The organism is Lactonifactor sp. BIOML-A5 (genome assembly GCF_009677585.1).
Classification (GTDB): Bacteria; Bacillota; Clostridia; order Lachnospirales; family Lachnospiraceae; genus Lactonifactor.
On sequence record NZ_WKYV01000035.1, the window covers coordinates 1 to 12,605 of the forward strand.

Sequence of the window (12,605 nt, forward strand, 5' to 3'; positions counted from 1 at the left end):
ATAATAGGTTAGTCCGCTCGCTCCGCATCGCGTCCGTTTTGCTCCGCAAAACCGTCCGTTGGAGTCCGCCGACTGCACCATCATTCGAATATGGTCTTACATCCAAACTGCTGATGCTCATCGCATTTAAACAGACCAATCCAATCATGCCGGATTTTCTATAATACCCCATCATGCTGCGGTCATTCTCTCCGCAAATACAGCACTCCTCTTCAGAAACCTCTGACGTATAATGCACTCTGTAATCTTTTTCCTCTTCAACCGTGGCTCCTTCTGCATTCGCACATCCCGAAAGGCACAGCATTATTGCCACTAATAATACAATAAATTTCCTTCCCATAACATTCCTCTTTTCATAAAAAAAGAACAGTCCGAAGCTCTTACACTTTCGAACTGTTCTACTTTCTTTTAAGACTACGAACAAATGAAATCATGATTTCCTGTTCTTTTTCGTCCAATCCATCCCAAGTATCTAATATTTCTTTCTGCAAATCAGTCAAATTATTTCTTGATGCATCTCTTACGAAAAACTGTGCCAGAGTTATTCCAAATGCATCGCATATCTTCTGTAACGTTGAAATGGTTGGAGCGTGTTTTTGTGCAATCATGTTTGATAATGCAGTCTGCGATATTCCCGTTTTCTGCGACAGACGGTACTTTGTCATACCACGCTGTTCACACAACTCTTTTATACGCATCGCAATATACTCTTCTGGACACAAGTAATATACACCTCTCTTCTGATATTAGTAACTTTATTTTACCCTCTTACCAGAAGTTTTATTAGACCGATATTACTTTAGTAAACTACTCCAATTTATTTGACTATTTGATTAAAAAAATAAGGACTTAAAAAGCATTTTCCAGTTCGGTTAGCATATCGTCCAATCATCCAAATTCCCTTTGCTTTTTTTTAATCTTATCACACAATTCAATGATTGTCGAACTTTTTACCTTTTCCTGTGATGAACACCATCCTAAATAATTATAAAGGAGGCATAACTGCCGCCTTTATAATTACATGTCAACCGAATCCAAATGAAATGGTTCACCCACACTTATTCTTTCTCTCAATTGGATAAGGCTCTCTTCTATATTCTCCACATCCACGAAGAATACATTCACAGTTGTTCCATCTCCGGAATCAAAGCATATATCTTCATGATTTTTCATTTCATCGTTTACTGGGTAAAGCAGCCATATCTCTGACGTTTCATACTTTTTCGAGTACGCATACATCTGATACATGTCCGCCTGAGAGATTCCATAATTTTTTCTCTCATTGTTGATCAGCTTCTTCCACTTCGTATCCATAACAATGATTCTGCCCTCTTTTTCAAGAACAATATCCGGACGAAGTGAGAACTGTTTTCTAGGCTCCATGAACAGGTAATGTCCTTTGTCCTGTGTTGAAACATTCCAACCATCTGTCTCCATTACCTTCTTCATGTTCTGTGCCACATAGCTTTCATATACGCTTTCCATCGGGAAAAGCAATGCTCTTGACCGATCCTTACCAGAAAACGTTGTAAAACTCTTATTCATAAGAAACACCTTTGACCACTGCATAAGCATCTTATAATCACTTGTATTTCTATCTATACTAACCTTTGCAAAATCCTTCTGATAATTCACAGATGGAGCCACCATTTCAAATGCAGTAAGCAGCTGTCGAATCACCTTAGAGTTTTCAGCACTGCCAGTTAATTTCTGCAGCTTCATCAATGTAGCCTTCACCAGTTTGTTTTCCGCCCTGTTTGGATGAAATTCATCATACGCTACATAGAATCTCTCCGCATGCGCCATGTTCTCTCTGATGTGCTTACTTACCTGAAATTTACCTTTATAGTATCTGAGATTATCTTCTTGCTGCACATAAGCCGACTTAATCCCATGTTTTACAAGCTGCCTCACTTCCTGCAAGTACATGTTAATGAATATCTCATACAGATTCATTTTATCCACTTTCAGTGAAGCATCATTAAATACTTTACTTGGGAAATCTTTCATGCTACAGAGCATCTTCAGAAATGTTTTCTTAGTCTTAACATTTCCCTGGTCTTCACCATCACCAAAACTGATTTTAGGAAGCACTTGTATCTGATGACCGTTTTTCATTTGAATCAGGCCAACATAATTTTTAATTGTAATGGTATCTCCAACATTCCTTTTGTATCCTACACGCATGAAGTCTAATGCATCTGCATTTTCTTCATTTCCAGCGAATTCATGGATAAACTCAACCAGATCAGCAAAAGCATCCTTGTGCAGGTATTTGAAATTGTCATCGTCTTTATAATCTGAATTTCCGGTAATTACATCAAATTCTCTTACCTCTAATAGTATACCCATGTCATCACCATTTCTTAGATAATTTCCTTATAGCTATCAATATTCGAAAATGCCTCCGGATTGATAGTATACTTCTTCTCCGGTAAGTCGATCACATCATCAACGCTACCCTTGAAGATATCTTTTACCTTAACATCACTATCAAGAATAAATTTATGTGTATCATTACTCTTGCCGTTATCGCCTAAAACAAGCTGAATCTTCTGGTAATCTTCGTAGAAGTATTCCTGAAGAAGTGGAATCACTGATTTCTCAAAAATTGACTTCAGTGTATCCACAGTTGGTTTCTTGGCAAGCTTTGTAAAGAAAGCATGTCCAATTGTATGTTCTCTATCATATAAAAACGTAATTCGTTCATTAATCTTTTCAAGCATTGCTGCAACATCAAGGTCTTCCACCTTGTCAGCACCCATCTTGCGAAGGACATCTGCGTCCGGCATCATTTCAACAAACTCAAAACGACGTCTAAGTGCTGTATCCATAAGCGCAATAGATCGGTCTGCCGTATTCATCGTTCCAAGGATATAAACATTAGATGGAACACTGAATGGCTGTCCTGAGTAAGGAAGAACTGCCGCTGCTTCTTCATCCATTCCAGCTCTCTTTGTATCTTCGATAAGCGTGATAAGTTCACCAAAGATCTTAGAAATATTACCACGGTTAATTTCATCAATGATAAATACGTAGTTTTTATCATTTGGTGTAAACGCCTGTGGTTCTACTAATTTCAATAACTCAGCAATGCTTACTCTCTTTAAGCGCTGAAGCTGATCATTATCTAAGTACTTATTTCCATTAAGTTCTTTAATATTTCTAACCTTGTTGATTTCTAACCATTCAACAGTTCGACTCCATCTGAAGCTTGTCTTTTTCTCGTCGTACTCAGCATCTCCAGTAACAATACCAATTGCATCAATATCTGTACCAGAACCAGCATATGTAACAACGATATCACCAATGTTCACTTTTTCTTGGAAATGAGCAATCTGACTGAATGCATATGTTCCAGCATGTTCTTCTTTCGTTTTCCAGTCGTACATAATCTTGCCTTCATTGAAGCATTCAAACTTTACAGTATTTGCAGATACAAGATTTCCAGACTGTAATACCACTTTCCAGATCTTTGCATTGTGGTCAACAATCTTATTCTCCGGCATCTTAGTGCCTTCACAGAAAGCCTTAAACACACCATCTTCAATAGTATATCCAATGCCGTCTTCCCCTTCTCCAACAACAGGTTTAATACCTTCAATGAATTCTTCGTAGCCATAAGACTGATGGAATGTGGTAAAAGCAACTAAGCCATCCTCTTTATACTGGTTATATCTTTCAAAGACAACATCGTATGATTCATCTTTTATTTCGTCAATTGTTTTATTTTCTATAATTGCTACTGCATAGACTGCAGTCGCATAAGTTTTACCGGTTCCTGGAGGACCGTATAAAATCATGTTCTTTGCATATTCTGGATTATTCTTTCCTTCTCTAAATGCCTTTATTTTGCTCTTAGCATCTATTAACATATCGCTTTCCAAAGCCTCCTTAAGTTCAGCCCTAAGTTTCCATGAATATCTGTCATGTCCTCGTTCTAAAACGTTTCTTCCAACAAACGGTATCGTATAAAAACGTTCTCTATCTTCGTCTTTACAAAGTGGACATCCTGTCGCTTTATGTACTCGTTCTCCAAGAGTTCTTCCCCAGATGTTATATGCATTGACAACTCCACCATAGCATTCTGCTAAATTTGCACAGGTGCTTTCGCCACCAAGCTCCAACATTCTAAACAGCATCGTTAAAATGGCTTCGTTAGTTATATCAGCATTAAGCAACATTTCAATCCAGTCATCTTTAGAAATGCCTGGATTATATTCTGCTCGCGACGGCCAATACTCACTAATTGAAGTAAGTTCATACCATTCCTCTTTTAACATAGTTAAAATTGGCTCTTTAATTTCTATTCCAGAACCCATTGGGCTCCATGTCTGCTGCGGATGCTTTTCTTTCAAATCATCCTGCAACAAGATTTTTTCACCTTTATCACAATTCTGAATCCAGTCATATTCAACATCAATATGATTAGCGGTAACTCCTTCCGCAGCTTTGTCCGCATCATAATGTGGACCTTCATATGAATCTGTAACAACGCGTCCATGACCTATTACGCCACGTGGTTGAGCACCCGTTTTCATTAAGAAAACATCGTCACCTATTTGCGGCTGTTTACTATTGCATGTCCATGAAATAGTGTATGTTTCACCTTTTTTAGTACCTTCGCACCACTCTTTATATTCATCCCATGTCCAGTTTGCTGGATTCCATGTAAGTAACCAACCTCTTTTTTCTTCTACAGGTTTTGACTTACCAAGTACGTGATTGTAATAAGGAATAATTTCACCAATAGCAGTCATTACTTCCTGATGGTAATAATCATTTGTTTCGCCTTCTTTTTGCTCAATTACTTTACAGATCTGAACTTTCTTATATTCACCACTAGCGACTTTAGACATTACCACACTCTGCTTTTCATCAAGAATCTCTGGGTTTCCCCATTCATTACTTCCTGCAACATACACCAATCCGGGTTTCTGTGAAAGTTCAAAATGTTTATGGTACTGTTCCATACCAGCTTTATCTGTACCATCGTTTTTAATTTCCAAACTGATTCTGAAATAAGCTTTATCTTGTTTTCCTTTTTCAACAAAGATTGAAACACTTACTGGATTTGCGCTATCAGTCATGTATTTCATCTGTGTCCACAGATATTTTCTTGTCTTTGTATTAGATCCATCAAGCCAAGAACTAGGCAAGCACTTATCTAATCCGTATATCATTTCTGCCTGCTGCGCCATTTTCTTCATTTCAGCAACTGCAGCCTGACCTTTTTGCTTTACTGATAAAAGTTCAGCTTTCTTTTCTTGAGTAATACTTGGTGAATCTGGATTTGAATATGGTACTTCATAATTGTTTTCCAGATATACAAGCACTCCTATATAATCAATGTCCGGATTAACAAATTTCTTTTCTTCTTTTATAACGGAAGGATATTGTTCTTTAACAAAATACAATAGTTCTTCCATTGAAATTTTGCTACCATCCATCTCAAATACATCTTCTAAATCAAGATCCTGCGGGTAAGTCTTCGTATCGAATTCATCCATCATTGACAATCTTCTTTTCGAATCATCAGCATCTGCTCTAAGATAATTACAAGTGGCTTTTGCATTGTCTGCATTTACCCACCATGATACTCTTGCAGAATCAACATTCTTGTTAGTAAGCGTCTGAGCTCGCTTGACAATATCTACTTGCTTGAAATACATATCCGCTTTAGTAGCATTCAGATTGTTTGTATATACTTCTGCAGCCATTAAAGCTGTTGCTATCCACACTGCATCATTTACGCTATAACCACCATCTATTTCAGATGTATGATCCGATAAAATCGTAATGTTGAAATAATCTCTACTTACCTTTTCAAACTGAAATTGTGGGTATGCTCCATCCGCGTTATAAGGCGCAAAAATATCACCTAACTTTGATTCCCAGAATATGCGAACTCGTCCCATATCACTGGATTCTCGTTCAATATGTCCTTTATATTCCTTTCCATCAAAGTTAAAAATCAGTTCTTTTCTGCCTCCGTTTGGTATATCTTCAGAATTGAAAAACCATGAAATGTCAGCAGGAACGCCAGAACCCTTATGATTAAAGAATGATTTGTCGCTCTGCTTAATTCCTATATTTTCATCTATAATATTCCACGAATGGAACTGTCCATATTCGTGCTTCATCTTTGTCACCTCTATTGTTTCAATTACTTAATCTTTCTTGCTATATCAATAGCGCCCTCTAGAATTTTTCCGCCGTATTTTTTTACTCCTACGCCAAATGCTAAAATGCCAACACCTGCTCCCGCAGCATTTGCTTTTTTCTGGCATCTAGGGCAAAGTCCTGTTTTATTTTTAGGATCCGTTATAATTCTTCCACATGGGCATTCCTTCACTTTATTCTTCTTCATCATCTATATCCTCCACAGAAACAATGTACACTTCTTTTGAAAGGTCATTGTTCATGCTCAACTCCAGATTTTTCATACTTGTTTCTAATACTGGTGTCATTTCCTCAGAGAACTTTAACCAGCAATTCATATTTTCTGTGGTATATGGGAAATAATTCTGCATCAGATCTGCTGTAGACAATCCCTTTCTTGTTACCGGCTTAGTCAAGAAATCATACATAGTATGCTGATATGACTGAAGCACTGTCTGAGCTGTTTTTCTATCTCCAACATACTCAAGCAGCTGCATACGTACTCCAACGTATTTTGTTACTACCTGAAGGTCGGAAGTCAGGTAGCCCATATAGGTATCCATTTTGTTACTAAAATCATGAAATGGATTCTTCACACTTTTCGCAAGCCACTTTGAAGTTGTTTCAATATCTCTAGTCACAGCATTAATTGCCGTTCTCATTTTTCCATCCGCTTCTTTCAGAAGTTTTATTCTTTCTTCCTCATTTTCTTTTGTTTCAGCTTCGAGAACTAACATCCTTGCGTCCAGGAATGGAGCAACAATATCTCTATCTCGGTCCTTTTCTAATTGATAGTTCTGCATTTCCTGAATACCAGAAAGTTTTGTATATATCTGACGCATCTGCAGTTGATTTCCAATACTTCTTACAACATCAATATTGTCTGGATTATTCACTACTTTCTTAAGCGTAATATCCTTAACCCTTGTGCCCTCTTCATCCACAATAACTGCGCGTAAATTATCCTCAACCTGTCTGGATTCACCTACGGAATAAATACCTCTCTTAAGCTTTGACTTAATATCCGGTGGCAGGTTATCAAAGTCTGGCAACAAAGTAATATTCCCTTTCATGATTACACCGGCCTGATGAACCACGTCATTAATAATACCCAGATCTCCAATAGGAAGTTCTGTCATAATTTCCAATTCAGATTTCTCTCTTATTGCTAATGACATCTGCTGAACATAACCATCAAAGAAGTCACTCATGAGAGCAATGTCCTGACCATACCTGTCTTCTTTTGTTTTAAATATGACCAAAGGCTTATTTGATTCAACACCAACAATCTCACCTTTATTTATTTCTTTTTCATTTTCACTCATTGTCAATGCCTCCTAAACATATCTTCATATAAGCCCTTGTTATTTTCGCGAATTATTCATTGCCTGTTTTTATACAGTCTCCATCAGGGAAAGTAAAAGACTGCTCAAAGGTTACTCCCATTACATCTGCGATCTGTTTCAGTTCTTCTAAGGAAACCGTATCTCTTTTCAGCTTCTTGCCCAAATTTTGCGGTGTTTGGCCAATCCTTCTGGCAAGTTCTGAAACACTTATATTTCTTCTGTTACATAATTCTTTAATCATATCGGATGTTTTCATATTTGCCTCCATCCACTCTGCTATATTACATTATTCTTATATTATAAACCGTTTGGTTTACCATTACAATATCATTGAAAAAACGCCCAGTAACCTCAGGACATCCTAATACTTATGCTGTTGTTCAGCAACAGCAATTATTAACTTTTCCAAATTTCTGCAACTACTTTCTTTTAAATACGATGGTCAGCATTAGTTTATAGTGATGTCCAGATCCTTCATAAACCTTCATTTCTCTATATTCTTTATATGCCATAAGCACTTTTTCCTTTCGCCAATCGAGTATCCTTTTATGAGTTTCGCCAAAAAATAAGACTGTTTCGGCATAGGGTTTTATTCCCCTATGAACTTTTTGGCATAACTTTATGTTTAAGGGGGTAAAAATGTACTTCGGAATGTAAAATAATCTTCGATTTTCCACTTTTTCCGTTCAATTCAAAGAAACCAAAACCCCGAAAAATCCCGTAAACTTGGCGTTTCTTCGCCCTCTCTAGTGTATTCACAACATTGTCAGACACCCTGCCAAATCCAGGTTATCTATCCTGGCTGCAAAAAATAGCAAGGCAGCCGAAACCACCTTGCTAAAAAAATCAAAATTTTGTCGATTACTTGAATGTAATGCTTTTTTGTTTCTTCTGATTTCGCTAATCGAGTATACTTACGCCAAAAGATACTCCTTCGCCTCCAAACAACCTATCCCCCGGGGTATATCAATTTCCTCATACCCACTCTACGGAAACAGAAACACACATATATTTCAGCTCATAAATCGCTGAACTCTTGATTTATTGAGCTTTTCTCGACAGAAGGCACACCGTCTCCACATGCACCGTCTGACAAAATTGATCCACCCCTCCACATCTCTCCACCCGATACCCATTCTCCAAAAACACTTCCAAATCCCTCGCCAAACTGCTCGGCTTACAGGAAATATACACAAGTCTGTCCACCCCGTACTCTATGATCTTCTTCAAGGCCTTCGGATGCACTCCGTCCCTGGGGGGGTCTAGTACGATGATGTCTGGCTTCTCCTCAATTTCATCCAGCACTTTCAGCACATCCCCGGCGATAAACCGGCAATTGGTAATGCCGTTCAGCGCCGCATTTTCTTTCGCCGCCTCCACCGCTTCTTCCACAATCTCGACTCCAATTACTTCTTTGGCTACCGGGGAGAGGATCTGTGAAATTGTTCCTGTTCCGCTGTACAGGTCAAACACAGTCATATCCTTGGTATCTCCTATAAACTCACGGGCTGTACGGTAGAGTACTTCGGCCCCATAGGAATTGGGCTGAAAAAAGGAAAAGGGTGTCACCTTGAACTTCAGCCCCAGAATCTCTTCGTAAAAATAGTCCTTTCCATACAGAATCCTGGTCTCATCGCTCTGGACCACATCAGACAGAGAGTCGTTTATAATGTGCAGAAATCCCACGATCCTGCCCTCCAGCGGAAGCCCGAGGACTTGTTCCACAAGTTCTGTCAAATCGTGTTCTTCCTGGCTGGTGGTTACCAGATTCACCAGAATCTCACCGGTTGTCTGAGCCCTGCGCAGGAGCAGGTGGCGCAGATAGCCCACATGCTGCATTTTTTTGTAATACCCCACAGTTCGCTCCTGAAAATAAGACAGGATACACATTAGAATTCTGGTGTAGTCCTCGTGCACCAGCTTACAATCTGAAGCTGTCAGAACATCATAAGTGCTCCCCTTCTTATGTAGGCCGAGTGACAGAGGGCCGTCTTTGTACTCATCTCCGAAGGAAAATTCCATCTTATTCCGGTAGCCGAATTCCTGAGGACTGCCTTTGACGCCCTCAAATACATAGTCCGGCTGGCCGTTTTCATCGGTTTGTCCCCCTTTTTGGATGGCCTCGTCCAAAAGCTCTTTCACCTGTTTTTCTTTCATTTCCAGCTGATTTTCATAGGACATGGTCTGGTACATACAGCCTCCGCAGGCAGGGAAGATACTGCACACAGGCTCCCTGGTTTCCAGGGGGGATTTCTCCAACACTTCCAGGAGACGCCCTTCCATTTTATTCTTTCTCTTTTTATTTATGGCGAACCGGATCTTCTGGCCCGGGATCCCATTTTTGACGGTTATGGTCTGGCCGTCAATTACCACTTCTCCCTTGTTGGGAAATTCTATTTTTTCAATGATTCCTTCACAAATATCACCTTTTCTCACAGACTCTCTCCTTACTTCTCGTTATCTTATTATCTCCTGACAGAACGATAGCCCCGGCACAGGTCTGCACCGGAGCTATTATTATCATATCTTACTCTTCTTCGTCATCCTCATCTTCGAAATAGTCATCGAAGTCATCATCAAAATCCTCTTCGAAATCTTCCAAATAATCAGGTGTAAAGAAACGATATACTGCATATGCGATTCCCGCAACTGCTGCTACAGCACCTATAATTGCCAATATCCAGAGAACCGTATTTTTATTTTTTTCTTCTTCTTTTTTCTGTAATGCTGCAAGAAAATCTTCCACTTTATTCATTATATACACCATCCTCTCTTGTCGTTAGAGTTATTATACCACCATATGTGGGATTTTACCATCATTTCTGAAAATTTTAGATTTTCTTGAGTTTGGCGAAGGAAGCGAACATTTTTTTCACTCCTGCCTTATCAAAATTGACGGTAACCTCGTAATCCTTTCCGCCTTCTGCGATATTTTCCACGATCCCCACGCCGAACTTAATGTGTTTTACCGTATCTCCTACGCCGTAGCTCAGTCCCTCTGATTTTTTCACTTCAAACTGCCGGGGCTGGAAGGCCTGACTTTTGAAGGCCTGGCGCATCTGCTGGAATCCGGAGGGCAGCGGGATATCTTTTACCTTCCTTTCCTGGAAGCTCTGTCCCATATCCACCAGTTCTCTTGGAATCTCACGGATAAACCGTGATACTTTATTATACTGCGTTTCGCCACGAATCATACGCTGCTGGGCACAAGTCAGGGTAAGATCCTTCATCGCCCGGGTAATTCCCACGTAGCACAGACGGCGTTCCTCTTCGATTTCCGTGGGATCGTCTGCCACAATTGTCATATAGCTGGGGAAAATACCATCCTCCATGCCCGCCATATAGACATAAGGAAATTCCAGTCCTTTTGCGCTATGTAAGGTCATCATCAAAACCCTGTCGCTGTTCGTATCCACAGTATCGATATCCGCAATCAGCGCAACCTCCTCCAGGAATTCCCCAAGGCTGGGCGTATCGGTTCCCTCCTCATAGGTAACTACCTTGGTAATCAATTCATCGATATTTTCAATTCTGGCATTTGCCTCGTCGGTGTCTTCGGCTTTAAGGTCCGCTACATACCCGGTTTCTTCTATAATATCATCCAACAGTTCTGTGACGGAGAGGTACTCTGCCTTGCTTCTGAGACTTTGGATAAAGGTGACGAACGGACGAATTTTAGCCGCGCCTCTTCCCAGAGAAGGAATCTCATCCGCAGTGCGCAGTGCGTCGTAAAAGCTGATGCCATTGGCATCTGCATAATCCTGGACCCTTGTGATTGTTGTCAGGCCGATGCCGCGTTTCGGCACATTGATAATCCTTCTGACGGCAATATCGTCTCTGGCATTGTCAACGGTTTTCAGGTATGCCAGGAGATCCTTGATTTCTTTTCTGGCATAGAAGTTTACTCCTCCCACCATTTTATAAGGTATATTGGACATGAGAAATTTTTCTTCAAACAAACGGGACTGGGCATTGGTCCGGTATAGTATAGCACAGTCTTTGTAGCTGCATTCTCCCTCACGGACCTTTTGGCTGATATCCCCAGTGATATATTCTGCCTCTTCAAAACCGTTCATAAACTGCCTGAAATGCAGAAGCGCTCCTTCTTCGTTGTCCGTCCAGAGTGTCTTGCTCTTTCGTCCCAGATTGTTTCGGATCACCTCATTGGCAGAATTCAGAATATTTTGGGTGGAACGGTAATTTTGTTCCAGTTTAATCACCTTGGCATTGGGAAATACCTTTTCATAGCCCAGAATATTTCCTATATTAGCGCCCCGGAATTTGTAGATGGACTGATCGTCGTCGCCCACCACGCACAGATTCTGATATTTGGAGGCCAGAAGGCTGACAAACTTAAACTGTGCAGTATTGGTATCCTGGTATTCATCCACCATCAGATACCGGAACCGTTCCTGGTAAGACTCCAGCACGTCGGGGCAGGCCTGGAAGAGTTCCACGGTCTTTACAATGAGATCATCAAAGTCAAGAGCATTGTTCTTTTTCAGCTGCTTCTGGTATTCCTTGTAGGCAAGGGCAATCTTTTTCTTTCCGAAATCCCCCATAGTGTTGAGCTCATATTCCTCAGGGCTTATAAGCTCATCCTTTGCGGAGGAGACGGCGCTCATAATCGCCCGCTCTTTGTAAACTTTTGTATCAATATTCAGCCGCTTGCAGATATCCTTCATCAGGGTCTTCTGGTCATCGGTGTCATAGATTGTAAAATTATTGCTGTATCCCAGGCGGTCAATGTAGCGTCTCAGGATTCTCACACAGCTGGAATGAAAGGTGCTCACCCAGACGCTCTCGGCGCCGAAGCCCACCAGCTTGTCCACACGGTCCCGCATCTCCTCCGCAGCTTTATTGGTAAAGGTGATCGCCATGATATTCCACGGGTTGACTCCCTTTTCTTCTATCAGGTACGCAATCCGGTGCGTCAGCACTCTGGTCTTGCCGGAACCTGCTCCCGCCAGGATCAGCACCGGCCCCTCTGTCCGAAAAACCGCCTCCTGCTGCTGGCTGTTCAGTGTATCGTATATACTCATATGCATTCTCCATCTATCCTAATCATCCATCCTGCTAAACAGGCAATTTTCATTA

Annotated in this window: 9 protein-coding genes and 1 pseudogene; all 10 read right to left on the minus strand. The window is 40.5% G+C overall.

Annotated features, from left to right (window positions below):
- Positions 1-340 (minus strand): annotated as a pseudogene (locus GKG41_RS20130) (hypothetical protein); the annotation flags it as partial.
- A 58-nt stretch (positions 341-398) separates the two neighbouring features.
- Positions 399-698, minus strand: coding sequence for a helix-turn-helix transcriptional regulator (locus GKG41_RS20135; protein WP_347563368.1), 300 nt, complete (start codon positions 696-698; stop codon positions 399-401).
- A 319-nt stretch (positions 699-1,017) separates the two neighbouring features.
- A complete protein-coding gene (locus GKG41_RS20140) occupies positions 1,018-2,352 on the minus strand; it encodes an McrC family protein (RefSeq protein ID WP_154261630.1) in 1,335 nt (444 codons plus the stop codon).
- A gap of 14 nt (positions 2,353-2,366) precedes the next feature.
- Positions 2,367-6,143, minus strand: a complete 3,777-nt coding sequence (locus GKG41_RS23655) for an AAA family ATPase (protein WP_243141080.1) — start codon at positions 6,141-6,143, stop codon at positions 2,367-2,369.
- 23 nt (positions 6,144-6,166) lie between these two features.
- Entirely contained in the window at positions 6,167-6,373 is a 207-nt protein-coding gene (locus tag GKG41_RS20150; protein WP_154261631.1) for a hypothetical protein, read from the minus strand.
- Positions 6,357-7,487, minus strand: a complete 1,131-nt coding sequence (locus tag GKG41_RS20155; RefSeq protein ID WP_154261632.1) for a hypothetical protein — start codon at positions 7,485-7,487, stop codon at positions 6,357-6,359. Before GKG41_RS20155 ends, GKG41_RS20150 begins: the two co-directional genes overlap by 17 nt.
- Before the next feature lie 52 nt (positions 7,488-7,539).
- Positions 7,540-7,764 (minus strand): helix-turn-helix transcriptional regulator, encoded by a 225-nt coding sequence (locus GKG41_RS20160; protein WP_154261661.1) that lies wholly within the window; start codon positions 7,762-7,764, stop codon positions 7,540-7,542.
- Between the two features lie 785 nt (positions 7,765-8,549).
- Positions 8,550-9,944 carry a 23S rRNA (uracil(1939)-C(5))-methyltransferase RlmD gene (rlmD, locus tag GKG41_RS20165; protein WP_347563369.1) on the minus strand — a complete coding sequence of 465 codons (1,395 nt, stop codon included), beginning with the start codon at positions 9,942-9,944 and terminating at the stop codon, positions 8,550-8,552.
- A 91-nt stretch (positions 9,945-10,035) separates the two neighbouring features.
- A complete protein-coding gene (locus GKG41_RS20170) occupies positions 10,036-10,263 on the minus strand; it encodes a hypothetical protein (protein WP_072848896.1) in 228 nt (75 codons plus the stop codon).
- A 76-nt stretch (positions 10,264-10,339) separates the two neighbouring features.
- On the minus strand, positions 10,340-12,550 hold the full coding sequence (gene pcrA, locus GKG41_RS20175; RefSeq protein WP_154261633.1) for a DNA helicase PcrA: 2,211 nt from the start codon (positions 12,548-12,550) through the stop codon (positions 10,340-10,342).
- Positions 12,551-12,605 lie beyond the last annotated feature (55 nt).

Excerpts from the sequence above, each read along its gene's own strand:
- GKG41_RS23655 (WP_243141080.1), bottom strand. The coding sequence starts at position 6,143 with ATGAAGCACGAATATGGACAGTTCCATTCGTGGAATATTATAGATGAA.
- pcrA (WP_154261633.1), bottom strand. The coding sequence starts at position 12,550 with ATGAGTATATACGATACACTGAACAGCCAGCAGCAGGAGGCGGTTTTT.
- GKG41_RS20135 (WP_347563368.1), bottom strand. The coding sequence starts at position 698 with ATGCGTATAAAAGAGTTGTGTGAACAGCGTGGTATGACAAAGTACCGT.
- GKG41_RS20140 (WP_154261630.1), bottom strand. The coding sequence starts at position 2,352 with ATGGGTATACTATTAGAGGTAAGAGAATTTGATGTAATTACCGGAAAT.
- GKG41_RS20150 (WP_154261631.1), bottom strand. The coding sequence starts at position 6,373 with ATGATGAAGAAGAATAAAGTGAAGGAATGCCCATGTGGAAGAATTATA.
- GKG41_RS20155 (WP_154261632.1), bottom strand. The coding sequence starts at position 7,487 with ATGAGTGAAAATGAAAAAGAAATAAATAAAGGTGAGATTGTTGGTGTT.
- GKG41_RS20170 (WP_072848896.1), bottom strand. The coding sequence starts at position 10,263 with ATGAATAAAGTGGAAGATTTTCTTGCAGCATTACAGAAAAAAGAAGAA.
- GKG41_RS20160 (WP_154261661.1), bottom strand. The coding sequence starts at position 7,764 with ATGAAAACATCCGATATGATTAAAGAATTATGTAACAGAAGAAATATA.